A 25209-nucleotide genomic window follows, 5' to 3' on the forward strand; every position below is an offset into this window, starting at 1 on the left:
GACATCGAACATGTTTACGAAAAAGTAACACCACCAGCTCCAACACCTTCACCTGTTCCTCAACCAAATCCAGGTAAGCAAAATACAACTACTTGGACTGATGAGAATGGAAATCCATTGAAACCAACTGAACCAGGTTCTAAAGAACCAGGAACAATTCCAGGTTACGAATATGTGAAGACTGTGACAGATTCAAATGGAAATATCAGACATATCTTCCGCAAAGTTGAGATGCCAACTCCAACACCGGTTGAACCAAAACAACCAGCATATGTTGAAGGTCAAAAAGAATTGCCTAACACAGGTACAGAAGCCCATGCAGGCCTAGCAGCACTTGGACTTCTTGGAGCCCTTAGTGGATTTGGTCTTGTGGCACGCAAGAAAAAAGAAGACTAAAAACTTATAGTTTTTGAGAAGATGATTCATCATCTTCTTTTTTTTATTTCGGTGTTTTTACTTGCGTAAAAAAATATTTTCTAGTATAATAGTTTATTGTGAGCGAACCTCACTTACCCCTTGCAAAGTCTTGGGGTCATTAGACCAAAAGGAGGAACATATCAATGGCTAAATACGAAATTCTTTATATCATTCGTCCAAACATTGAAGAAGAAGCTAAAAACGCTTTGGTAGCACGTTTTGACTCTATTTTGACTGACAACGGTGCAACTGTTGTTGAATCAAAATCTTGGGAAAAACGCCGTCTTGCATACGAAATCAAAGATTTCCGTGAAGGACTTTACCACATCGTTAACGTTGAAGCAAACGACGACGCAGCTCTTAAAGAGTTTGACCGTCTTTCAAAAATCAACGCTGACATTCTTCGTCACATGATCGTCAAAACTGACGCGTAAGAAGGTAAACTATGATTAACAATGTTGTACTTGTAGGGCGTATGACACGTGACGCTGAGTTGCGTTATACCCCATCAAATGTAGCAGTTGCGACTTTTACTCTTGCAGTAAACCGTACATTTAAGAGTCAAAATGGCGAACGTGAGGCTGATTTTATCAATGTCGTTATGTGGCGCCAACAGGCTGAAAACCTTGCTAACTGGGCTAAAAAAGGCTCACTTATCGGGGTGACAGGTCGTATACAGACTCGTAGTTACGATAACCAGCAAGGACAACGTGTCTACGTGACAGAGGTCGTGGCTGAGAATTTCCAAATGTTGGAAAGCCGTAGTGTGCGTGAAGGTCATACAGGTGGAGCTTACTCTGCCCCAACTGCAAACTATTCAGCGTCTACAAATTCAGTACCAGACTTTTCACGTGATGAAAATCCATTTGGAGCAACAAATCCATTGGATATTTCAGATGATGATTTACCATTCTAATGGACAACTAAAATTATAAAGGAGAAAAAACATGGCTCAACAACGTCGTGGCGGATTCAAACGCCGTAAAAAAGTTGATTACATCGCAGCAAACAAAATTGAATATGTTGATTACAAAGATACTGAGCTTCTTAGCCGTTTCGTTTCAGAACGTGGGAAAATCCTTCCTCGTCGTGTAACAGGAACTTCAGCTAAAAACCAACGTAAAGTAACAACAGCTATCAAACGCGCTCGCGTAATGGCTTTGATGCCTTTCGTAAACGAAGATTAAAGAAAAGACCCTGACGGGTCTTTTTTTCAGGTCCGGGTGGACCTCTTTTTCATGAGCTTGGAAACAAGAAAGCGAATTAAGACCCGGTTGGGTCTTTTTCACGAGATAGTTTTTTTCTGACCTTGGCGTGCTATAATGGTAATAGAAAGAGTAAAGGTGGGTAAGTCAAAGATGAATTGTACGATTAGAAATATGATTAAGTCTGATATTGAATCCTTATCTCATGGATTTATGAATCAAGGTTGGCCTGGTAGAGAGGAAATTTTGGCTAGATATTTTCTGGAACAGGAAAGTGGGGAGAGAGAAGTTTTAGTTGCAGAGATTGATGGTGCTGTAGCGGGCTACATTACCATTTTGCCCTCTGCTAAACACGGGCCTTTTGCGTCAATCTATCCAGAGCTTTCAGATTTCAATGTGTTTGAACCATTTAGAAATAAAGGCATAGGCAATAGGCTCTTAGAAAAAGCGGAACAAGGAGTTAAGCGTTTTTCTGGTAAAGTATGTCTAGGTGTAGGTTTGCACTTGGGGTATGGTCCTGCCCAGAGATTGTATATCAAACGAGGCTATATTCCAGATGGGACAGGTGTCTGGTATAGAAATAAACCGCTAGAAATGGGTGCAAGTTGTCAAAACGATGATGATTTAGTTTTATACTTATCCAAGGACTTACAATAAAACGGGAAACTTTTTGAAAATAGGGGATTTAGCTACTTTATGGTATAATGGAAAGAGTTAGATTGAAAGAGGTAGTGAGATGGATGCCAAATTAAGATACAAGGCAAAGAAAATCAAGATTGTCTTTTTTGATATTGATGATACATTGCGGAATTCAAAGACAGGTTTTATTCCAGCTTCAATCCCAACTGTTTTTAAGCAATTACGTGAGAAAGGAATTTTGACAGGTATTGCTTCTGGACGAGGGATTTTTGGTGTCGTACCAGAGATTCGTGAGCTAAAGCCTGACTTTTTTGTAACCTTAAATGGTGCCTATATTGAAGATAAAAAAGGTCAGATCATTTACCAGCATCAGATCGAGAAGTCAGATGTTGAGGAGTATATCTCTTGGGCTAAGGAAGAAGGAATTGAGTATGGCTTGGTTGGGAGTCATGACGCCAAATTATCGACTCGCACCGATATGATTAGTGAGGCTATCAATCCAATTTACCCCGATTTGGATGTGGATCCTGATTTCCATGAGAAAGAAGACATCTATCAGATGTGGACTTTTGAAGACAAAGGAGATGACTTACACTTACCTGACAGTCTCTCTGACAAACTTCGCATGGTTCGTTGGCATGAGCATTCGTCTGATATTGTGCCGATTTCAGGCTCCAAAGCGACGGGTGTGGAAAAGGTTGTGGAACACCTTGGCTTGAAACCAGAGAACGTCATGGTTTTTGGAGATGGCCTGAATGACTTGGAACTCTTTGATTATGCTGGAATCAGCGTTGCAATGGGAATTTCTCATGATAACATCAAAGAAAAAGCAGATTATATTACAAAAACATTAGAAGAAGATGGCATTTTTGATGCCTTAGAAGGATTTGGTATGGTAGAAAAAGAATTGCATTTCCCACAAGTAGATATTGAAACAGTAGAAGGTCCTATCGCGACTATTAAGACTAATCACGGAGACTTGCGTATTAAGCTCTTCCCTGAACATGCTCCTAAAACAGTAGCTAACTTTGTTGCACTTTCAAAAGATGGCTACTATGATGGTGTCATTTTCCACCGTATTATCAAGGACTTTATGATTCAAGGTGGAGATCCAACTGGAACTGGTATGGGTGGCGAGTCAATCTATGGCGAATCATTTGAGGATGAATTCTCAGAAGAACTTTACAATATCCGTGGTGCTCTTTCCATGGCCAATGCTGGTCCAAATACCAACGGCAGCCAGTTCTTTATCGTGCAAAATCAACACCTGCCTTATTCTAAAAAAGAAATTGCTCGTGGTGGTTGGCCAGAACCGATTGCGGAAATCTATGCCAACCAAGGTGGAACCCCTCACCTAGACCGCCGTCACACTGTATTTGGTCAGCTAGCTGATGAAGCTTCTTACGCTGTCTTGGATGCCATTGCTGCTGTTGAGACAGGAGCTATGGATAAGCCAGTTGAAGATGTTGTGATTGAAACAATTGAAATAGAGGACTAAGATGAAAATCGGTGATAAGCTAAAGGGCCGTATTACAGGGATTCAGCCCTACGGAGCCTTTGTTGAGCTAGAGATGGGTGATACGGGGCTGATTCACATTTCAGAGATTCGGACAGGCTTTATTGAAAATATCCAAGAAGCCTTGAAAGTCGATGAAGAGGTTCAAGTTCAAGTAGTGGATTTAGATGAATTTACAGGGAAAGCTAGTCTTTCTATCCGCACTTTGGAGGAAGAAAAGCACCAGTTTCCGAGACGGAGACGCTTTTCAAGCGACCGTTTTAACTACGGTTTTGCTCCTCTCAAACGAATGATGCCAATTTGGACCAAGGAAGCCCTTCAACATTTGAAGAATCAGAAGCACTAGTTAGAAATTTCTATCTTTTGTAATGTTAATATAAATTTGCTATAATAGGACCATGGAAGAAGAACAATTATTAAAATCAGGAGAGCGCATTAACCAGCTCTTTTCGACAGATATTAAAATCATTCAAAATAGAGAGGTTTTTAGCTATTCGGTGGATAGTGTTCTCTTGTCACGTTTTCCACGTTTTCCTAAGAAGGGCTTGATAGTGGATTTTTGCGCTGGAAATGGAGCGGTAGGGCTATTTGCTAGCACTCGGACTCAGGCACAGATTTTGGCTGTTGAGATTCAGGAGCGTTTGGCGGATATGGCTGAACGCTCTGTCCGTTTGAATGGTTTAGAAGAGCAGATGGAGGTCATCTGTGATGATTTGAAAAATATGCCTGCTTACATCCAGGGAAGTAAGGTGGATATGATTTTGTGTAATCCGCCCTATTTCAAGGTAGATCCTCATTCCAATCTGAACGAGAGTGAACATTATCTCTTGGCGCGACATGAAATCACGACCAATTTGCAGGAAATCTGTCGTAGTGCCCAGAGTATTCTCAAATCCAATGGACGCTTGGCCATGGTTCATCGTCCTGATCGACTTTTAGATATCTTGGACAGCTTACAACGGCATAATCTAGCTCCTAAGCGCCTGCAGTTTGTTTATCCAAAAAGAGAAAAGGAAGCCAATATGCTTTTGATTGAGGCTATCAAGGATGGTTCAACAAGCGGTTTTAAGGTATTACCACCTCTCATTGTTCACAATGATGATGGCTCTTATACGCCTGAACTTGAAGAGATTTATTATGGATCATAAGGCTTATATGTACGTGCTGGAGTGCCGTGATGGATCTTACTATACAGGCTATACGACTGATGTGAGAAGACGCCTTGCTGTCCACAATAGTGGGAAGGGAGCCAAATACACACGAGCACGCTTGCCAGTCAAACTTATCTATGTTCAAGGTTTTGCCAGTAAGGAAGAAGCCATGTCAGCAGAAGCCCTTCTCAAGCGTAAGAAGAGGCCACAGAAGGAAAGATTTTTATCTGAAAATCAAGATAGAAATTTACTCATACTCAATGAAAATCAAAGATCAAACTAGGAAGCTAGCCGTAGTCAGTACTTGAGTACGGCAAGGCGAAGCTGACGTGGTTTGAAGAGATTTTCGAAGAGTATCAGTTATTTTGAAGAATTGTGAGGAGCCCTTTGACTCCTCTTACTTTTGTCAAAAAGCGAAAAAAATGCTACAATAAAGAGAATAAATAAAATGAGGTATTATCATGTCTAAGATTCTAGTATTTGGTCACCAAAATCCAGACTCAGATGCCATCGGGTCATCTGTAGCCTTTGCCTACCTTGCAAAAGAAGCATACGGTTTGGATACGGAAGCTGTTGCTCTTGGAACTCCAAATGAAGAAACAGCCTTTGTCTTGAACTATTTTGGTGTAGAAGCACCGCGTGTTATCACTTCTGCCAAAGAAGAAGGAGCAGAGCAAGTTATCCTGACTGACCACAATGAATTCCAACAATCTGTATCAGATATCGCTGAAGTAGAAGTTTATGGTGTTGTAGATCACCACCGTGTGGCTAACTTTGAAACTGCAAGCCCACTCTACATGCGTTTGGAGCCAGTTGGTTCAGCGTCTTCAATCGTTTACCGTATGTTCAAAGAACATGGTGTAGCTGTACCTAAAGAGATTGCTGGTTTGATGCTTTCAGGTTTGATTTCAGATACCCTTCTTTTGAAATCACCAACAACACACCCAACAGATACAGTCATTGCTCCTGAATTAGCTGAATTGGCTGGTGTCAACTTGGAAGAATATGGTTTAGCTATGTTGAAAGCTGGTACAAACTTGGCTAGCAAATCTGCTGAAGAATTGATTGATATCGATGCTAAGACTTTTGAATTGAACGGAAATAATGTCCGTGTTGCTCAAGTAAACACAGTTGACATCGCTGAAGTATTGGAACGTCAAGCAGAAATTGAAGCTGCAATGCAAGCCGCTAACGCAGCAAATGGTTATTCTGACTTTGTCTTGATGATTACAGATATCGTCAACTCAAACTCAGAAATCCTAGCACTTGGTGCTAACATGGACAAGGTTGAAGCAGCCTTCAACTTCAAACTTGAAAACAATCATGCCTTCCTTGCTGGTGCTGTTTCACGTAAGAAACAAGTGGTACCTCAATTGACTGAAAGCTTTAATGCTTAAGATTTTGAGTGTTAATTCAAATTAGGAAAGGCTAGTTTGACTTATATCGAAAGGAGTTTCGGCTCCTTTTTTTCTAGGAGTGAAGCATGTTAGAAAATGGCGATTTGATTTTTGTGAGAGATGAGTCAGATATGGGACAGGCCATCCAGACTTCCACAGGCAACTATAACCATGTTGCGATTTGTTTGGATGGGATGATTTACCACGCTAGTGGACAGGATGGTGTTGTCTGTCAGGAACCAGTAGACTTCTTTGAGTCCAATCACTTGTACGACCTCTATTTCTACCCAGAAATGGATATCCAGTCTGTGAAGGAAAAAGCTTGCAAACATCTAGGAACACCCTACAATGCTTCTTTCTATCCAGCTGGACCTGGTTTCTACTGTTCCCAGTACATGGCAGAAATCCTACCGATTTTTGAAACGATTCCCATGAAATTTGGAGATGGGGAGCAGGAGATTAGTGATTTTTGGAGAGAGTATTACAGAGAACTAGGTCTGCCTGTTCCTTTGAACCAAGCTGGGACCAATCCTAGTCAGTTGGCAGCATCGCCTCTGTTAGAATGTAAAGAAAGGAATCTTCATGATTCAGATTTTTAATCCATCTCGTTTGACGAGACAGCCATTTTTTAGAGAATTGATCCGCTATCTAGACCAGCATGAGGATGTGATTTTGCGAGAAATTAAGGCTCAATTTCCAGATGTTGCAGTCGATAAACTCATGGAAGAGTATATAAAGGCAGGTTTGATTCTACGAGAAAATAAGCGTTATTACCTTAATCTTCCTATGCTTGAATCACTCGATAGTCTCGAACTGGATCAAGAGATTTTTGTCAGCGAAGATAGTCCGGCCTATCAAGCCTTGTTAGAGCAGAGTTTTGAGACGGAATTACGAAATCAAACCAATGCAGCTATTTTAGTTGAAAAGACGGACTTTGCGAGATCAAAAATGACCCTGTCCAATTATTTCTACAAGGTCAAACATCAGTATCCTTTGACAGAAAAACAGCAGGAACTCTATGACATTTTGGGAGATGTCAATCCTGAGTATGCTCTCAAATATATGACGACTTTTTTGTTGAAATTTCTCAAAAAAGACCAGCTTATGCAGAAACGCCGTGATATCTTTGTGGACAGTTTAGTTGTCCTAGGTTATATTGTCCAAAATGAAGATGGAAAGTATGAGTTGGCTATCGATTTGGATAAGGAAAGATTAACTTTATACTTAGCGTGAAATTTTGTTTCTGAGCACATTGTTTGACTTTCTTTAGGATTAAGTATAAACTATATGTAACCGGTAACACATATCGGAATAAACTAAAGGAGACAATCATATGTCACTTGAAAACAAATTGGAACAAGCAACAGGCGCTATCAAAGAAGGATTTGGTAAAGTTACTGGGGATGGCAAGACTGAAGCAGAAGGCGCTGTAGAAAAGACAGTTGCTAAGGCAAAAGAAGTAGTTGAAGATGCTAAAGGTGCTGTAGAAGGTGCCGTTGAAGGTTTGAAAAACGCTTTTAAATAAAAATAGAAAAAATCAAGGGTTGCATTTCCCTTGATTTTTTTACGATCCTTATAAATAATTTTCTGCGACGGCTGCATCTCCTGGATAGGCTTCTTTCTTACCTTGGACGATTTGGTAGCAATCGGCTCCCTTACCAGCAATAATAACTGCATCTAATTCTTGACTTGTGATAGTCATCGCTGCCTTGATGGCTTCTTGTCGATCCGCAATTTTTGCAACAGGATGATTGATATAGCTACTAATTTCATCTGCAATGGCCATTGGATCTTCATAGTTGGGATCATCAGCAGTCAGAAAGACTTGAATCTCAGGATGTTGATTAAGGAGGAGGCCAAAGTCCTTACGACGGCTTTCTCCCTTGTTTCCTGTCGAACCTAAGACCAGAGCAATCTTTCCTGTTTGATGAGTCTCAACCACATTGATGAGTTTTTTGAGACTGTCACCATTGTGGGCATAGTCGATGAAAACCTTGGCTCCATTTTTCTGAGTGAGGACTTCCATACGACCAGGAACACGGGTAGTAGCGATTCCTTTTTTGATGTCCTCAAGACTAGCTCCGAGACGGAGGCAAGCAAGTCCGGCTGCAACTGCATTTTCTTGATTGAAGTGCCCAATTAACTGGATGTCATAGTCTCCAGCAAGTTTACCCGTAGCTGAAAAACTAAAGGCTTTGGAATTCTCTATTTGGTTACTTGACTGACTACCATAGAAATCATGGTCTTGATTTTCTACCTGTTCTTTCAAGACTGAGAAGTGGTCCATGTCACTGTTAATGATGACTGCTCGGCTATTTTCCATCAAGAGACGCTTGTGGTAGAAGTAGTCTTCAAAGCTAGGGTGTTCAATCGGGCCGATATGGTCGGGGCTGATATTGAGGAAAACCCCTACATCAAAGGTGAGACCATAGACACGTTTGACCAGATAGGCTTGACTAGATACCTCCATGATGAGGTGGGTGCGGTCATTTTGCACAGCTTGATTCATCATGTCAAAGAGGTCAATGCTCTCAGGAGTTGTCAATGCTGACTTAAAGAAAGTCTTGCCATCTAGAGTTGTGTTCATGGTCGACAACATTGCAGGTCGGTGCCCTTGAGATAAAATGTTATAGGCGAAGTAGGCTGCTGTTGTCTTACCCTTAGTACCAGTAAAGGCCAGGAGTTTAAGTTTTTTCTGTGGATTGTCATAAAATTCCATAGCTACCAAACTCATGGCTTTCTTGATATCACTGACGATAATGGCAGGAATACCAACCTCATAGTCCTTTTCAGCCACATACCAACCGAGGCCTTGAGAGATGGCTGAAAGAAGAAATTCTTTCTTAAAGGCAGCGCCCTTGACGAAAAAGAGGCTCTTCTCTTTGGCCTTGCGGCTGTCATAGCAGATGGTGTCAAAGACGACATCGCTATAGTTGTAGTGATAGTGTCCTTGGTCGATAATCTCACGGAAGAGACCATCTTTCTTTAATATATCTAATACGGTTTCAATCTTAATCATACTTTCTATTGTAAACCGAAAGTCGTAAATTTACAAGTGACAAGGAAAAGTTTATAATGGAAGGTGAGGAATTTTTCCTAGTGATTAAAATAAAATGAGGAATCTATGTCTAACGAAAACAATCACCAGCAGGCCCAGATGTTACGGGGGACTGCTTGGTTAACGGCTAGTAACTTTATCAGTCGCCTGCTTGGGGCTATTTATATTATCCCCTGGTATATCTGGATGGGGTCTTATGCAGCTACGGCCAATGGTCTCTTTACCATGGGTTACAATATCTATGCCTGGTTCTTGCTGGTTTCAACAGCGGGGATTCCAGTTGCGGTGGCCAAGCAAGTGGCTAAGTACAATACCATGCGAGAAGAAGAGCACAGCTTTGCACTGATTCGGAGCTTTTTAGGCTTTATGACGGGACTAGGTCTGGTCTTTGCTTTAGTCTTGTATGTCTTTGCTCCTTGGTTAGCAGACTTGTCGGGTGTGGGTAAAGACTTGATCCCAATCATGCAGAGCTTGGCTTGGGCGGTCTTGATTTTCCCTTCTATGAGTGTGATCCGAGGCTTCTTCCAAGGGATGAATAATCTCAAACCTTATGCCATGAGTCAAATCGCTGAGCAGGTCATTCGTGTTATCTGGATGCTTCTAGCTACCTTCATGATTATGAAAATGGGTTCAGGAGATTATCTAGCAGCGGTTACCCAATCAACCTTTGCTGCCTTTGTCGGCATGGTAGCCAGTTTTGCAGTTTTGATTTATTTCCTTGCAAAAGAAGGTTTACTAAAAAGAGTTCTTGAAACAGGAGATAAGATTAATAGCAAGCGTCTCTTGGTCGATACCATTAAGGAAGCTATTCCTTTTATCTTGACAGGCTCTGCCATCCAACTTTTCCAGATTCTGGACCAGATGACCTTTATCAATAGTATGAGCTGGTTTACCAATTATAGCAATGAAGACTTGGTTGTCATGTTTTCTTATTTCTCAGCCAATCCTAATAAAATTACTATGATTTTGATTTCTGTTGGGGTTTCAATTGGTAGTGTAGGCTTGCCACTCTTGACGGAAAACTATGTCAAGGGGGATTTGAGAGCAGCTTCTCGTCTCGTTCAGGACAGTATTACCATGCTTTTCTTATTCCTACTGCCAGCAACGGTTGGAGTGGTTATGGTAGGAGAACCTCTCTATACTGTCTTCTATGGCAAGCCAGATAGTTTGGCTATGGGCTTGTTTGTCTTTGCAGTTTTGCAGTCTACTATTTTAGGCTTGTACATGGTTTTGTCTCCAATGCTTCAAGCCATGTTCCGTAACCGCAAGGCCGTTCTCTATTTTATCTATGGTTCCATTGCCAAGCTGGTCTTGCAACTTCCCACCATCGCTCTCTTTCACAGTTACGGGCCTTTGATTTCAACAACCATCGGTCTCATCATTCCTAATGTTTTGATGTATCGGGACATTTGCAAGGTAACTGGTGTTAAGCGCAAGGTGATTTTGAAACGAACCATTTTAATCAGTTTGTTAACTCTTTTCATGTTTCTAGTAGTTGGGACATTGCAGTGGATTTTAGGATTTGTCTTCCAACCAAGTGGACGTTTGTGGAGTTTCCTATATGTAGCTCTTGTCGGTGCCATGGGGGGAGGAGTTTACGGATTCTTGAGTCTTCGTACCCGTCTATTAGACAAGGTGATTGGACAAGCCCAAGCTAATCGCCTAAGAGCAAAATTAAGAATTTCTCAATAATTTTTTATAAATAAAAGGGATAATTTGAACATTTCTATCATGGAATGCTTAAATTATTCTCTTTTTTATTATTTTGTAGAATAATTTCTATAGTTTGTAGATGTAATGATTAATTTTTTCAAAAAATCTATTGACTAAATAAAACATGAGTTGTATAATAAGACAAATATTTAAATCAGGAGGTTCTGGAGATGAAAAAGTCTAAAGCCAAGTATGCAACGCTTGCAGGTATCGTTTTAAGTGCAGGTATTTTATTAAGCGCGTGTGGAAATTCTAGCACAGGGTCAAAAACATATAACTATGTTTATTCTAGCGATCCGTCAAGTTTTAACTATCTAGCAGAAAACCGTGCGACAACTAATGATATTATCACTAATCTGGTAGATGGTCTTATGGAAAATGACCAGTATGGGAACTATATTCCATCCTTGGCAGAGGATTGGAGTGTTTCTCAAGACGGTTTGACCTATACCTATAAACTGCGTAAAGATGCTAAATGGTATACTGCAGATGGAGATGAATATGCTCCTGTAACTGCTCAAGATTTTATAACTGGTCTTAAGTATGCAGCTGATAAAAAATCAGAAGCCTTGTACCTAGTTCAAGACTCTGTTGCTGGTTTGGATGACTATATCAACGGGAAAACAACTGACTTTTCAACTGTAGGTGTTAAGGCGATTGATGACCAAACTGTTCAATATACCTTGACACGACCAGAATCTTACTGGAATTCAAAAACAACATCAACCATTCTCTTCCCTGTTAACGCTGATTTCTTGAAATCAAAAGGTGATGATTTTGGGAAGGTAGACCCATCTAGCATATTGTACAATGGACCGTTCTTGATGAAATCCTTTGTTTCAAAATCTGTTATTGAATTCAAGAAAAATCCGAACTACTGGGATGCTAAAAATGTCTTTGTAGATGATGTGAAATTGGCCTATTATGATGGTAGTGACCAAGATGCACTAGCTCGTAACTTTGTCGAGGGAGCTTATAGCTACGCTCGTCTCTATCCAAATAGTTCAAGCTTTGAAGGGATTAAAGAAAAGAATAAGGATAATATCATCTATAGCTTGCAAGATGCCACTTCTTATTTCTTAAACTTTAACCTGGATAGAAAATCTTATAAATTCACTTCTAAGACAAGTGATGCTGAAAAGAAATCGACTCAGGAAGCGGTTCTTAATAAAAACTTCCGTCAAGCCATTAACTTTGCCTATGACCGTACAGCTTACGGGGCTCAATCCCAAGGAGAGGATGGTGCAACTAAGATTTTGCGTAACCTAGTCGTTCCTCCAAACTTCGTAAGTATCAATGGCAAAGACTTTGGTGAAGTAGTAGCCTCTAAGATGGTTAATTACGGTAAGGAATGGCAAGGAATTAACTTTGCAGATGCCCAAGATCCATACTACAATCCTGACAAAGCCAAGGCTAAATTTGCTGAAGCTAAGAAAGAACTCCAAGCTAAAGGAGTTCAATTCCCTATCCACTTAGATAAAACTGTAGATTTGACCAATAAGGCAGAAATTCAAGGAATCAATTCCATGAAACAATCAATTGAATCTGTCTTGGGGGCAGATAATGTTGTGATTGATGTTCACCAACTCTCTACTGAAGACTTTGATAATACAAGCTATTTAGCTCAGACTGCAGCTCAGAAGGATTATGATCTTTACAACGGTGGCTGGAGCGCAGACTATCAAGATCCATCAAGCTACCTTGATATTTTTAATATTAATTCTGGTGGAGTGTTGCAAAATCTAGGTTTAGAACCAGGTGAAGCCAATGATAAGGCCAAGGCTGTTGGGCTAGATGTCTATACTCAAATGTTGGAAGAAGCCAATAAGGAGCAAGATCCAGCTAAACGTTATGAAAAATATGCAGATGCCCAAGCTTGGTTAGTAGATAGCTCTCTAGCAATTCCAAATGTTTCACTGGGTGGAACACCAACATTGAGAAAAATCGTTCCTTTCTCAACACCATATTCATTGGCTGGTAATAAAGGGGTTGAATCATATAAATACCTCAAATTACAAGATAAGACAGTTACAAAAGACGAATATGAAAAAGCCAAAGAAAAATGGTTGAAAGAAAAAGAAGAATCTAATAAAAAGGCCCAAGAAGAATTAGCAAAACATGTGAAATAGGGATTTTTCAAGAAAAACGATGGTTTCGAAGGAAACTGTCGTTTTTTAATAGAATGATGGCAAATTTGGAAGAAAAGTGCTTACATTTTTTAATTGGTTTATTAAATTTATGTTATAATGAATATAACAAAAACGTGAGAAACTATTTTCGAAAGTCTCTTCCAGCGTTAATGGAAGTATGCACATGCTAGGGTAATGTTATAGGAGGGATGCTATCTACTGTAAAAGTAAGATAAAACGCAACAAATGATAAGTCCTTCTTTTATACGAAGAGTGCTTATCTGCCTATTTACTAATAGTTATGGAGGTAAGGTCATGGGCGCTATTATGGAGTTTGCAACAGAAAAACAGATTGAATCATTTCTTTCAACTTGCCACATTGAAGGGCAAAAGAATTTTCTGATGGCTTTCAAGAAAAAGACATGGTTGAAATCCTTTATTGATTTTTTCATTATAGGTGGTTCCTACTATGTTCAGTCGAGTGTGAAGCCTAAAATTCTGGCATTCACACCTAAGGGGATTTTCTTGATGGACATCAGTGATATAACTGAAAATCGTTCTAATCAAGTCCTAGAGATGCCTTGGAATCAAGTTCAAGATTTTACTTATAAGCCAGTCTTGAATACAGTTAGGCTGAACTGGAACTATCAAAATGAAGCCTATATTTTTTCTGTGGATGTTGGTCAGATTAGTCAGCGTGTGGGCCAATATCAATTTAACAAAGACCATTATGACTATTTAGCCCAACAGGATTTCTTTAAGTCAAAGTAAACTCTAGCAATCATTTTCACAAAAGAATCTGGAAGCTTTTCTGGATTCTTTTTAGCTTTACTAGTTAATACTCAATAAAAATCAAAGAGCAAACTAGGAAGCTAGCCGCAAGCTGCTCAAAACACTGTTTTGAGGTTGTAGATAAGACTGACGAAGTCAGCTCAAAACACTGTTTTGAGGTTGCAGATAGAACTGACGAAGTCAGCTCAAAACACTGTTTTGAGGTTGCAGATAGAACTGACGAAGTCAGTAACATATACCTACGACAAGGCGACGCTGACGTGGTTTGAAGAAGTATAAGTATATAGTTTAAAACTATAACTAGCTCTTGAAAAGAAGAAAATGAGTTGATGAAAATAAGTGGTACAATAGTTACTATAGATTTGGAGGTATTGTATGAGCAAGGAATTACACATTAACACAATTTTGGCCCAGGCGGGTATCAAGTCAGATGAAGCGACAGGAGCTTTGGTGACACCGCTTCATTTTTCAACGACCTATCAGCATCCAGAGTTTGGTAAATCTACTGGGTTTGACTATACGCGCACCAAAAACCCAACTCGCAGTAAGGCGGAAGAAGTCTTGGCGGCTATTGAGTCAGCAGACTATGCCCTAGCGACTAGCTCAGGGATGTCAGCTATTGTATTGGCCTTTAGCGTCTTTCCAGTAGGAAGTAAGGTTTTGGCTGTCCGTGACCTTTATGGAGGTTCTTTCCGCTGGTTCAATCAAGTGGAGCAGGAAGGCCGTTTCCATTTTACCTATGCCAATACAGAAGAAGAGTTGATTGCCGAGTTAGAAAAGGACGTAGATGTTCTCTATATCGAAACGCCAACCAATCCCTTGATGTTGGAATTTGATATTGAAAAACTAGCAAAATTAGCTCATGCTAAGGGTGCCAAAGTGGTGGTGGACAATACCTTCTATAGCCCTATCTACCAACGTCCGATTGAAGATGGAGCAGATATCGTTCTCCATTCAGCAACCAAGTATCTAGCAGGCCACAATGATGTCTTAGCTGGAGTGGTTGTGACCAATAGTGTAGAACTATACGAGAAGCTTTTTTACAATCTCAATACAACAGGGGCAGTCTTGTCCCCATTTGACAGCTACCAGTTGCTTCGTGGTCTCAAGACCTTGTCTCTTCGTATGGAGCGTTCAACAGCTAACGCCCAAGAAGTGGTTGCCTTTTTGAAGGATTCTCCAGCAGTCAAGGAGGTTCTCTATACTGGTCGTGGAGGCATGATTTCCTTTAAAGTAGTCGATGAAACGCGCATTCCTCATATTTTGAACAGTCTCAAGGTCTTCTCGTTTGCGGAAAGTTTGGGTGGGGTAGAAAGTCTCATTACTTATCCAACGACTCAAACTCACGCTGATATTCCAGCAGAAGTGCGCCATTCTTATGGTTTGACAGATGACCTCTTGCGCTTGTCGATTGGGATTGAAGATGCTAGGGATTTGATTGCAGATTTGCGCCAAGCCTTGGAAGGATAAGACAAAGATGGGAAAATATGATTTTACAAGCCTGCCCAATCGTTTAGGGCACCATACCTATAAATGGAAAGAGGCGGAAACGGATAGTGAAGTCCTACCAGCTTGGATAGCGGATATGGACTTTGTAGTCTTGCCTGAAATCCGCCAAGCCGTGCAAACTTATGCGGATCAACTGGTTTATGGCTATACCTATGCCAGTGAAGAGTTAATTAAGGAAGTTCAAAAGTGGGAAGCTACACAACACGGTTACCACTTTGATAAAGAGGCTCTTGTCTTTATCGAGGGTGTGGTACCAGCCATCTCAACAGCTATTCAAGCCTTTACAAAAGAAGGTGAAGCGGTTCTGATTAACACACCTGTCTATCCCCCCTTTGCTCGCAGTGTCAAGTTGAACAACCGTAGATTGATTACCAATTCTTTGGTGGAAAAGGATGGTCTGTTTGAGATTGACTTTGACCGACTTGAAAAGGATTTGGTGGAAGAGGAGGTCAAACTCTATATTCTTTGCAACCCTCATAATCCTGGTGGACGTGTTTGGGAAAAAGAAGTGTTGGAGAAGATTGGCCAACTCTGCCAAAAACACGGTGTTTTCTTGGTTTCAGATGAGATTCACCAAGATTTGGCCCTCTTTGGTCACAAACACCAGTCTTTCAATACCGTCAACCCTGACTTTAAAGAATTTGCTATCGTCTTGAGCAGTGCTACTAAAACCTTTAATATTGCTGGGACAAAAAATTCCTATGCAGTCATTGAAAATCCTAAGTTGCGACTGGCTTTCCAGAAACGTCAATTGGTCAATAATCAGCATGAAATTTCAGGCTTGGGCTATTTGGCGACAGAAGCTGCCTATCGCTATGGGAAGGATTGGCTAGAGGAACTTAAGCAAGTCTTTGAAGACCACATCAATTATGTGGTGGATTTATTTGGAAAAGAGACTAAAATCAAGGTCATGAAACCGCAAGGAACCTACTTGATTTGGCTTGATTTTTCAGCCTATGACCTGACTGATGAAAGATTGCAAGAGCTTTTGAGAAATGAAGCCAAGGTTATCCTCAACCGTGGTTTGGATTTTGGAGAGGAAGGAAGTCTCCATGCCCGTCTCAATGTAGCCATGCCCAAATCTCTACTGCAAGAAGTTTGTCAGCGAATTGTGACGACTTTTGCTAAACGTTAAAAATCCAGCCTTCTAGGAGAAAAGTCATCCTAGAAGGCTATTTTCATAGGGGAAAATATGGTATAATAAAAAGATAAGGTAAAGGTAAAAATATGGCTAAATTGATTCCGGGGAAAGTCCGTATCGAAGGCGTTGCCCTTTATGAAACTGGTAAGGTTGACATCATCAAGGAAAAGAACAATCGGCTCTACGCTCGCGTTGCAGAAGAAGAACTGCGCTATAGTTTAGAGGATGATTTGGTTTTTTGTGCCTGCGATTTTTTCCAAAAGAGGGGCTATTGTGTGCATTTGGCAGCGCTGGAGCATTTTCTAAAAAATGATGAGCGTGGTCAGGAAATTTTGCAGAGTCTGGAAGAAGGTCATGAAGAAAAAGAGGCCGTTGAAACCAAGGTGACCTTGGGTGGCAAATTTTTGGACCGAATCTTATCTCCAAAATCAGACCGAGCCTATGAGTTATCGACTGTGGGGCAGGTGGAAGCAGGGACTAATCATATCTTGTGGACCCTGAGAATCGGGCAAATCAATAGCCAAAAATACTACGTCATTCGGGATATTCCACTCTTTTTAAGGATTGTCGAGCAGAGAAAGTCTTATATGATTGGCAAAACTTATGAAGAGTCTCTTTCTTGGGAAGCCTTTGATGAGGCCAGTCAAGAACTTCTGACTTTCTTGCGAGGGCTGATGGAGGAAGGACAGGCTCCAGACCTCTTTTTCCAAAACCAAGGTCGGCACCTCTTTTTCCCCCTGACCTTTTTTGAGCAGGGTGTGAATTTACTGATGACCTTGCCGCATTTTCAATTTGACCATCAAGTGGATAGCTATCAGACTCTGCTTTTTCAGGATATGCATGCTGATGCCAATCTATTTGCCTTTACAGTAACAGAATACTCGGATTATTTTGAAATGGAAATCAGAGAGAGTCCAAGAGTTAATGCCTTTTATCAGGGAGCTGTGCTGTTCCATAAAGGACGGGTTTATTTTCTAACAGACCAGCAGATGCAACTTCTAAAGGAAATTAAAGCGCTGCCTGTGGATCAACATGGGAAAAAACACCTGCAATTTGATAGCAGTGACCGAGATAAGTTAGCTTCCTGTCTAACGTTCTTTAGCCAGATGGGGACGGTTTCAGCTCCAGAACGGTTACAAATCAAAACTTTTGCGCCCTCTTTTTACTTTGACAGGGAAGAAGATAATCGGATTCGTTTAGAAATTCAGTTTGATTATGGAGATAGCCAGGTATCTAGCCGACAAGAGTTAGAAGAATTACCATTTTCGAGTGATGCTGATTTAGAAGAAAGAATCTTCCAAGTCTGTTTGGCGGCAGGTTTTGAAGCAGATTTTCAATCTTGGCGTCAGGCCTTAAAAGCGGAGTCTATCTATCATTTTTTCCACGAAATCATTCCAGTCTTTGAAAAATTCGGAAATGTTGACCTATCAGACAAGTTAGCAGAACTTTATAGTCTAGCAAGTCCTCAAGTGCAGATTGCTTCCAAGGGAGGTCTCTTGGAAATCCAGTTTGATTTTCAAGATATTGCCCAAGAGGAAATTGATCAAGCCATGCAGGCCTTGGTTGCCAATCAAGATTTTTATATTGATTCGTCTAATCAAGTCTACTTTTTCGATGAAGAAACCAAGAAAATTCGCCAAAATCTACAGGAACTAGGACAATTTGAATTAAAAGATGGTTCTTTACAGGCTCGAAAATCTTTGGCCTACAGTTTAGCTCATCTTTTTGAGGGGCGAGATCGTGTTTCTTTTTCACAAGAATTCCAGAATCTGGCTCACGATTTGACGCATCCAGAGGACTTTCCACGACAAGCAACTCAGGTTCAGGCTGATTTGCGAGATTATCAGGAAAAGGGAATCGGCTGGTTGCAGATGCTCCATTATTATGGTTTTGGTGGGATTTTAGCTGATGATATGGGACTTGGTAAAACCCTTCAGACCATTGCTTTTTTGACCAGTCAGGTGACAAAAGAAAGTCGAGTTTTGATTTTAGCTCCGTCAGGTTTGATTTACAACTGGGCAGATGAATTTCAGAAATTTGCCCCACAGTTGGATATGGCTGTTGTTCATGGTTTGAAAGCAAGTCGTGAAGAGATTCTTGCCGAAAGCCATCAAATCTATGTGACTAGCTATACCACCTTCCGTCAGGACAGTGAGCTTTATCAGGGGATGGCCTTTGACTTCCTTTTCTTAGATGAGGCTCAGGTCATGAAAAACGCCCAAACTAAGATTGCCCAGACCTTGAGACAATTTGTGGTGCCGTCAGTTTTTGCCCTGTCAGGGACTCCTATTGAAAATCATCTGGGTGAGCTGTGGTCCATTTTCCAAATTGTCATGCCAGGACTTCTGCCAAGCAAGAAAGAATTTATGAAATTGCCAGCTGAACGCGTTGCTCAGTTTATCAAGCCTTTCGTTATGAGGCGCAAGAAAGAAGAAGTTCTGACTGAATTGCCAGACTTGATTGAAGTGGTTTATAAGAATGAACTGGAAGACCAGCAAAAGGCTATTTACCTAGCTCAGTTGCAACAGATGAGAGATAGATTGGCTCAAGTGTCGGATCAGGAATTTCAGCGAAGTCGTGTGGAAATCTTGTCTGGTTTAATGCGCTTGCGTCAAATCTGTGACACCCCTGCCCTCTTTATGGAGGATTATCAGGGTGCCAGTGGCAAACTGGATAGTCTCCGAGACCTGCTGCTACAGGTGGCAGACGGCGGACACCGTGTCTTGATTTTCTCACAGTTCAAGGGAATGTTGGAGAAAATTGAACAAGAATTGCCAGACTTGGGCATGACTTCCTTTAAAATTACGGGTTCAACCCCAGCCAAGGAAAGACAAGATATGACCAAGGCCTTTAACCAAGGGGAAAGAGATGCCTTTCTGATTTCCCTCAAGGCTGGTGGTGTCGGTCTGAACCTAACAGGTGCTGATACGGTTATTTTGGTTGACCTTTGGTGGAATCCTGCGGTGGAGGCGCAAGCCATTAGCCGTGCCCATCGGATGGGGCAGGAAGAAACGGTTGAGGTCTATCGCTTGGTGACCAAGGGAACCATTGAAGAAAAAATACAGGAACTCCAAGAGCAAAAGAAACATCTGGTGTCACAAGTATTGGACGGAACAGAGTCACGTGGCAGTCTGACCCTAGCAGAAATTAGAGAAATTTTGGGAATTTCTGAAGCCAGCACTTGAAAAATCAAGACAATACGCTATAATGAAGTGTTGAAAGGAAATAGAAAATGAAACAAGAACGATTTCCATTGGTGTCAGATGACGAGGTCATGCTGACTGAAATGCCAGTCATGAACTTGTACGATGAGTCTGATCTGATCAGTAATATCAAGGGAGAATACCGTGATAAGAATTATCTGGAGTGGGCTCCTATTACTGAAGAAGCACCAGTCAAACCGATTGAAAAGCAAGTTGAGAAACCTAAAAAGGCTCCTTTAGGGATAAAAAAAGAAGGAAAGAGCTATGCAGAGGTGGCGCGTGAAGAAGCGCGTGCAGACTTGAAAAAGAAACGCTCTGCTAACTATCTAACTCAGGATTTCAGCCGTGCGAGACGTCATTCTAAATCAGGCCTTGTTAGACAGGACAATCAACCGACAGCTCCTTTCCAAAAGGAAAATCCTGGTGAATTTGTCAAATATAGCCAAAAATTGACCCAGTCTCAGTACATCTTGGCGGAAGAAGTTCATTCTATCCCTACCAAGAATGAAGAAGTGTCAGCACCTGCTCCAAAGAAAAACAACTATGATTTTCTAAAGAAGAGCCAAATCTACAATAAAAAAAGTAAACAAACAGAACAAGAACGTCGGGTTGCCCAAGAGTTGAATCTGACCAGAATTACAGAATAGGGGAGAAAACATGCCAAAGACATATCATTTTATCGGAATTAAGGGATCAGGGATGAGTGCCTTGGCCTTGATGTTGCACCAAATGGGGCATAAGGTACAGGGATCAGATGTTGAAAAGTACTACTTTACTCAACGTGGTCTTGAGCAGGCAGGAATTACCATTCTTCCTTTTGATGAAAAGAATCTAGCCGGTGATATGGAAATTATCGCTGGAAATGCCTTTCGTCCAGATAATAACGTCGAAATTGCCTATGCAGACCAAAATGGCATCAGTTACAAACGTTACCATGAGTTCCTAGGTAGCTTTATGCGTGACTTTGTTAGCATGGGAGTTGCTGGAGCGCACGGAAAAACTTCAACGACAGGTATGTTGTCTCATGTCTTGTCTCACATCACAGATACTAGCTTCTTGATTGGGGATGGGACAGGTCGTGGTTCGGCCAATGCCAAATATTTTGTCTTTGAATCTGACGAATATGAGCGCCACTTTATGCCTTACCACCCAGAATACTCTATTATCACCAACATTGACTTTGACCATCCAGACTATTTCACAAGTCTCGAGGATGTTTTCAATGCCTTTAACGACTATGCCAAACAAATTACCAAGGGTCTTTTTGTCTATGGTGAAGATGCAGAATTGCGTAAGATTACAGCCAATGCTCCGATTTATTATTATGGCTTTGAAGCAGAAGGTAATGACTTTGTAGCTAGCGATCTTCTTCGTTCTACAACTGGGTCAACTTTCACGGTTCATTTCCGTGGACAAGACTTGGGGCAATTCCACATTCCAACCTTTGGTCGTCACAATATCATGAATGCGACAGCCGTTATTGGTCTTCTTTACACAGCAGGATTTGATTTGAACTTGGTGCGTGAGCACTTGAAAACATTTGCCGGTGTTAAGCGTCGTTTCACTGAGAAAATTGTCAATGATACAGTTATTATCGATGACTTTGCCCACCATCCAACAGAAATTATTGCGACCTTGGATGCGGCTCGTCAGAAATACCCAAGCAAGGAAATTGTAGCAGTCTTCCAACCGCATACCTTTACAAGAACCATCGCCTTGTTGGACGATTTTGCTCACGCTTTGAACCAAGCAGATGCTGTTTACCTAGCGCAAATTTATGGGTCAGCTCGTGAAGTAGATCATGGTGACGTTAAGGTAGAAGACCTAGCCCAAAAAATCAACAAAAAACACCAAGTGATCACTGTTGAAAATGTTTCACCACTCCTTGATCATGACAATGCTGTTTACGTCTTTATGGGAGCAGGAGATATCCAAACCTATGAATACTCATTTGAGCGTCTCTTGTCTAATTTGACAAGCAATGTTCAGTAGGATGCTCCCATGGAAATTCCAATTAAGATCATTCAGGCAAGTATACCTGATTTGGCTGAGATAGAGGCGATTCAAACTTCGTCTTTTCCAGCTGAAAAGCAGCAACCTTCCCATATTTTAGAAGAAAGTATCCGTAAGTGTGCGGATACCTTTCTTCTAGCTAGGGATGAAAACCAACTTTTAGGCTATATTTTATCAAGTCCCCAGTCAGACAATCCGCAATGTCTAAAAGTGCATTCTTTAGTCATTGAGGCTGACCATCAGAGACAGGGCTTGGGAACGCTTCTTCTTGCTGCTTTGAAAGAGGTGGCAGTTGAGCTGGATTACAAAGGGATTCGTTTGGAGAGTCCTTCTGAGCTGCTTTCCTACTTTGAAATGAACGGTTTTATCGATGAAGAAACTTCCCTTTATGCAACTAGCCAGGGTTTTAGTATGATTTGGTTTAATCCCTTTTATCTGGAGGCACAATGAAGATCAGACAAGCAAGATTAGAAGATTTGGATCGTATCGTTGAGATTGAACTAGAAAATTTCTCGATTGAAGAAGCCATTCCTCGCTCTGTTTTTGAGGCACATTTGCGAGAAATTCAGACCTCTTTTCTGGTTGCAGAAAGAGAGGGAAGGATTATGGGTTATATCGAAGGGCCAGTTGTCCCTCACCGCTATCTACAAGACCAGTCTTTTACAGAAGACATAAAAGACTATAGTCATGAGACTGGTGGCTATATCTCTGTGACCTGTCTCTCTATTGCCAAGGAAGCACAGGGTCTTGGACTGGGTCAGAAATTGCTAACAGCCTTGAAAGAAGTTGCTCTTGAAGATGAGAGAGAAGGCATTAACCTAACCTGTCATGACTATCTCATCGCCTACTATGAAAAACACGGATTTGTCAACGAAGGCTTGTCCCAGTCAACCTTTGCAGGGGAAACTTGGTATGATATGGTCTGGGAAGCTAAAAAATAGGCAAGACAAGGCATCATAGGTTGCTTTTCCTAGACTTTTAAGATATAATATTATGGATTGTCAACGAGGAGGAAAAACTTTTGAGTGAAAAGTCAAGAGAAGAAGAAAAATTAAGCTTTAAAGAGCAGATTTTACGAGATTTAGAACGAGTTAAAAAACATGAAGAAGATCAGGAGGAAGTTGATTTAGCTTCAATAAAACCCCAATTTTCTTCTAAAAATGACCAGTCGATAGAAGAGATAATGGAAGATTCTCTATCAGCTGTAGAGGAGATTATGAGAAAAGCTCCTACCGTGCCTACTCACCCAAGTCAAGATGTACCAGCTTCTCCATCAGATGAGATTAAAAGAGAAACTCCTGGTGTTCCAAGTCATCCAAGTCATCCAAGTCAAGATGTGCCTTCTTCTCCTGCAGAAGAGGCTGTAAGACAAGCTCCACTTGCTCCTAGTCATCCGAGTCAAGAAGGACCTTCTACTCCATCAGCGGAGGGAGTATCAAGACCAACTCCAGGACCTGTTAGTCCTAGAAAAGTAGAAAAGGAATTTAATGAAATCCCAACGAGGGTAGCTGTTTCTTATAAGACAGAAGCTCAGAGAGAGGTAAAAAGAGAAGTTCCTACTTCAAAACCAGTAGAGGAAAAGAAAGCTGTAGAAGAAATGTCTGCAACTCCACGTCGTAGCCGTCGTGAGACGGTTAAGTCAACCAAGAAGAAAAAATCAGGATTTAAGGCCTTCTTCATTTCTCTACTCATTTTCCTAGGCTTGATTTCAGCAGGTGCTTACTTCGGTTATCAGTATGTTCAGTCATCTTTACAGCCTGTGGATGCTTCATCTAAACAATATGTGACAGTGCAAATCCCAGAAGGAGCTAATGTTCAAACAATTGGTTCAACTCTTGAAAAGTCTGGTTTGATTAAACACGGAGTGATTTTTGCTTTTTATGCAAAATATAAAAATTATTCAGATTTGAAGTCTGGCTATTACAATTTGCAAAAGAGTATGAGTACAGAAGATATCATCCATGAATTGCAAAAAGGTGGAACAGCTGAAGCTCAAGAACCTGCGCTTGCGACTTTGACAATTCCAGAAGGTTATACGATTGATCAAATTGCACAAGCGGTAGGTCAATTGCAAGGTGACTTCAAAGAGCCTTTGACAGCGGATGCTTTCCTAGCAAAAGTTCAAGATGATAGCTTTATCAGCCAAGAAGTTGCTAAATATCCTAGTCTACTTGAAAGCTTGCCTACAAAGGAAAGTGGCGTTCGTTACCGTTTGGAAGGATTCCTCTTCCCAGCTACTTACTCTATCAAGGACAGTACAACTATTGAAAGCTTGATTGATGAGATGTTGGCAGCCATGGACAAGACTTTAGCACCTCATTACAGTACAATTAAGTCTAAGAATTTGACGGTCAATGAATTGCTGACCATTGCTTCACTGGTCGAAAAAGAAGGTGCTAAGACGGAAGACCGTAAGTTGATTGCAGGTGTATTCTACAATCGCTTGAATCTTGGTATGCCACTTCAAAGCAATATTGCCATCTTGTATGCCCAAGGAAAACTTGGTCAGAAGATTAGTCTTGCTGATGATGCTGGAATTGATACATCGATTAATTCACCATACAATGTCTATACAAATCTTGGTCTCATGCCTGGTCCAGTAGATAGTCCAAGCTTGGATGCTATCGAGTCAAGTATCAATCAGACTAAGAGTGAAAACCTTTACTTTGTTGCAGATGTTACAGATGGTAAGGTCTATTATGCTGCTACTCAGGAGGAGCATGATCGTAATGTCGCTGAACATGTCAACAGCAAATTAAACCAAACAAACTAAAATTATGTGATGCTTCACATAATTTTAGTTAGAAAATATCATCAGAAGAAAGTTGAGAAAAATGGCAGAAAAAACATATCCTATGACCCTTGCGGAAAAGGAAAAACTTGAAAAAGAATTAGAAGAATTGAAATTGGTCCGCCGACCAGAAGTGGTAGAACGCATTAAGATTGCCCGTTCATACGGTGACCTTTCTGAAAACAGTGAATACGAAGCGGCTAAGGATGAACAAGCCTTTGTTGAAGGACAAATCTCTAGCTTGGAAACAAAAATCCGTTATGCTGAAATCGTCAATAGCGACTCAGTTGCTCAAGATGAAGTAGCGATTGGTAAAACAGTCACTATCCAAGAAATTGGTGAGGACGAAGAAGAAGTTTATATTATCGTAGGTTCAGCTGGTGCGGATGCCTTTGCAGGTAAGGTTTCAAATGAAAGTCCAATTGGACAAGCCTTGATTGGCAAGAAAACAGGTGATACAGCAACCATTGAAACACCTGTTGGTAGCTATGATGTAAAAATCTTGAAGGTTGAAAAAACAGCCTAAAAACAGAAA

26 protein-coding genes are annotated in these 25209 nt (G+C 40.9%); 25 read left to right on the forward strand and 1 reads right to left on the reverse strand.

All coding sequences use genetic code 11. The features are described 5' to 3' along the window. From O3601_RS05970 to O3601_RS06030, 13 genes are all read left to right on the forward strand, one after another. Window positions 1-396 (forward strand): LPXTG cell wall anchor domain-containing protein (locus O3601_RS05970; protein WP_371471719.1); only part of this gene is annotated, 396 nt, incomplete at its 5' end. A gap of 164 nt (window positions 397-560) precedes the next feature. Then, a complete protein-coding gene (gene rpsF / locus O3601_RS05975) occupies window positions 561-851 on the forward strand; it encodes a 30S ribosomal protein S6 (RefSeq protein ID WP_001151778.1) in 291 nt (96 codons plus the stop codon). A gap of 11 nt (window positions 852-862) precedes the next feature. Beyond that, entirely contained in the window at window positions 863-1333 is a 471-nt protein-coding gene (ssbA, locus tag O3601_RS05980; RefSeq protein WP_371471721.1) for a single-stranded DNA-binding protein SsbA, read from the forward strand. A gap of 31 nt (window positions 1334-1364) precedes the next feature. After that, entirely contained in the window at window positions 1365-1604 is a 240-nt protein-coding gene (gene rpsR, locus O3601_RS05985; RefSeq protein WP_000068664.1) for a 30S ribosomal protein S18, read from the forward strand. A gap of 171 nt (window positions 1605-1775) precedes the next feature. After that, entirely contained in the window at window positions 1776-2279 is a 504-nt protein-coding gene (locus O3601_RS05990) for a GNAT family N-acetyltransferase (protein ID WP_004239245.1), read from the forward strand. Between the two features lie 79 nt (window positions 2280-2358). Continuing rightward, complete coding sequence (locus tag O3601_RS05995) at window positions 2359-3759, forward strand: bifunctional Cof-type HAD-IIB family hydrolase/peptidylprolyl isomerase (protein WP_371471724.1); 1401 nt, start codon at window positions 2359-2361, stop codon at window positions 3757-3759. 1 nt (window position 3760) lies between these two features. Further along, window positions 3761-4123, forward strand: a complete 363-nt coding sequence (locus O3601_RS06000) for a S1 RNA-binding domain-containing protein (protein WP_371471726.1) — start codon at window positions 3761-3763, stop codon at window positions 4121-4123. Between the two features lie 52 nt (window positions 4124-4175). Continuing rightward, entirely contained in the window at window positions 4176-4925 is a 750-nt protein-coding gene (locus tag O3601_RS06005) for a tRNA1(Val) (adenine(37)-N6)-methyltransferase (protein WP_000390769.1), read from the forward strand. Next, the gene (locus tag O3601_RS06010; RefSeq protein WP_000349617.1) at window positions 4915-5211 is read left to right on the forward strand and encodes a GIY-YIG nuclease family protein; all 297 of its coding nucleotides are present in this window, start codon (window positions 4915-4917) and stop codon (window positions 5209-5211) included. Before O3601_RS06005 ends, O3601_RS06010 begins: the two co-directional genes overlap by 11 nt. A gap of 178 nt (window positions 5212-5389) precedes the next feature. Further along, complete coding sequence (locus O3601_RS06015; protein ID WP_004257117.1) at window positions 5390-6325, forward strand: manganese-dependent inorganic pyrophosphatase; 936 nt, start codon at window positions 5390-5392, stop codon at window positions 6323-6325. Window positions 6326-6411: 86 nt separating this feature from the next. Next, window positions 6412-6924, forward strand: a complete 513-nt coding sequence (locus tag O3601_RS06020) for a YiiX/YebB-like N1pC/P60 family cysteine hydrolase (RefSeq protein WP_000892239.1) — start codon at window positions 6412-6414, stop codon at window positions 6922-6924. Beyond that, on the forward strand, window positions 6908-7558 hold the full coding sequence (locus O3601_RS06025) for a DUF1803 domain-containing protein (protein WP_371471730.1): 651 nt from the start codon (window positions 6908-6910) through the stop codon (window positions 7556-7558). The genes O3601_RS06020 and O3601_RS06025 overlap by 17 nt, the downstream gene beginning before the upstream one ends. A gap of 100 nt (window positions 7559-7658) precedes the next feature. Further along, the gene (locus tag O3601_RS06030; protein ID WP_000051182.1) at window positions 7659-7850 is read left to right on the forward strand and encodes a CsbD family protein; all 192 of its coding nucleotides are present in this window, start codon (window positions 7659-7661) and stop codon (window positions 7848-7850) included. Between the two features lie 48 nt (window positions 7851-7898). Here O3601_RS06030 and O3601_RS06035 read toward each other — a convergent pair whose 3' ends face one another. Continuing rightward, entirely contained in the window at window positions 7899-9344 is a 1446-nt protein-coding gene (locus tag O3601_RS06035; RefSeq protein ID WP_371471734.1) for a UDP-N-acetylmuramoyl-L-alanyl-D-glutamate--L-lysine ligase, read from the reverse strand. A 105-nt stretch (window positions 9345-9449) separates the two neighbouring features. Between O3601_RS06035 and O3601_RS06040 the strand changes: the two genes are divergently transcribed. The 12 genes from O3601_RS06040 (at window position 9450) to greA (ending at window position 25200) form a co-directional block, all read left to right on the forward strand. Next, window positions 9450-11075 (forward strand): oligosaccharide flippase family protein, encoded by a 1626-nt coding sequence (locus O3601_RS06040; protein WP_371471736.1) that lies wholly within the window; start codon window positions 9450-9452, stop codon window positions 11073-11075. A gap of 191 nt (window positions 11076-11266) precedes the next feature. After that, the gene (locus O3601_RS06045; protein ID WP_212573969.1) at window positions 11267-13225 is read left to right on the forward strand and encodes a peptide ABC transporter substrate-binding protein; all 1959 of its coding nucleotides are present in this window, start codon (window positions 11267-11269) and stop codon (window positions 13223-13225) included. 315 nt (window positions 13226-13540) lie between these two features. Further along, window positions 13541-13996, forward strand: a complete 456-nt coding sequence (locus O3601_RS06050; RefSeq protein WP_371471739.1) for a hypothetical protein — start codon at window positions 13541-13543, stop codon at window positions 13994-13996. A gap of 396 nt (window positions 13997-14392) precedes the next feature. Next, window positions 14393-15487, forward strand: a complete 1095-nt coding sequence (locus O3601_RS06055) for a cystathionine gamma-synthase (protein ID WP_371471740.1) — start codon at window positions 14393-14395, stop codon at window positions 15485-15487. Between the two features lie 7 nt (window positions 15488-15494). Beyond that, a complete protein-coding gene (locus O3601_RS06060; RefSeq protein WP_371471741.1) occupies window positions 15495-16661 on the forward strand; it encodes a MalY/PatB family protein in 1167 nt (388 codons plus the stop codon). A gap of 92 nt (window positions 16662-16753) precedes the next feature. Further along, window positions 16754-19852, forward strand: coding sequence for a DEAD/DEAH box helicase (locus O3601_RS06065; protein ID WP_371471743.1), 3099 nt, complete (start codon window positions 16754-16756; stop codon window positions 19850-19852). Between the two features lie 47 nt (window positions 19853-19899). Continuing rightward, a complete protein-coding gene (locus tag O3601_RS06070) occupies window positions 19900-20517 on the forward strand; it encodes a cystathionine gamma-synthase (RefSeq protein ID WP_371471744.1) in 618 nt (205 codons plus the stop codon). A 10-nt stretch (window positions 20518-20527) separates the two neighbouring features. Beyond that, window positions 20528-21862: a UDP-N-acetylmuramate--L-alanine ligase gene (gene murC, locus O3601_RS06075; RefSeq protein WP_173269812.1), complete on the forward strand. Its 1335-nt coding sequence runs from the start codon at window positions 20528-20530 to the stop codon at window positions 21860-21862. 9 nt (window positions 21863-21871) lie between these two features. Continuing rightward, window positions 21872-22333: a GNAT family N-acetyltransferase gene (locus O3601_RS06080; protein ID WP_371471747.1), complete on the forward strand. Its 462-nt coding sequence runs from the start codon at window positions 21872-21874 to the stop codon at window positions 22331-22333. Further along, a complete protein-coding gene (locus O3601_RS06085; protein ID WP_371471748.1) occupies window positions 22330-22824 on the forward strand; it encodes a GNAT family N-acetyltransferase in 495 nt (164 codons plus the stop codon). The genes O3601_RS06080 and O3601_RS06085 overlap by 4 nt, the downstream gene beginning before the upstream one ends. 80 nt (window positions 22825-22904) lie before the next feature. Then, on the forward strand, window positions 22905-24656 hold the full coding sequence (gene mltG, locus O3601_RS06090; protein ID WP_371471751.1) for an endolytic transglycosylase MltG: 1752 nt from the start codon (window positions 22905-22907) through the stop codon (window positions 24654-24656). A 61-nt stretch (window positions 24657-24717) separates the two neighbouring features. Further along, on the forward strand, window positions 24718-25200 hold the full coding sequence (greA, locus tag O3601_RS06095; RefSeq protein WP_000818750.1) for a transcription elongation factor GreA: 483 nt from the start codon (window positions 24718-24720) through the stop codon (window positions 25198-25200). Window positions 25201-25209: the final 9 nt, after the last annotated feature.

Origin of the sequence: Streptococcus sp. 20925_1_69, from assembly GCF_041432365.1 — a bacterium.
Lineage (GTDB): Bacteria > Bacillota > Bacilli > Lactobacillales > Streptococcaceae > Streptococcus.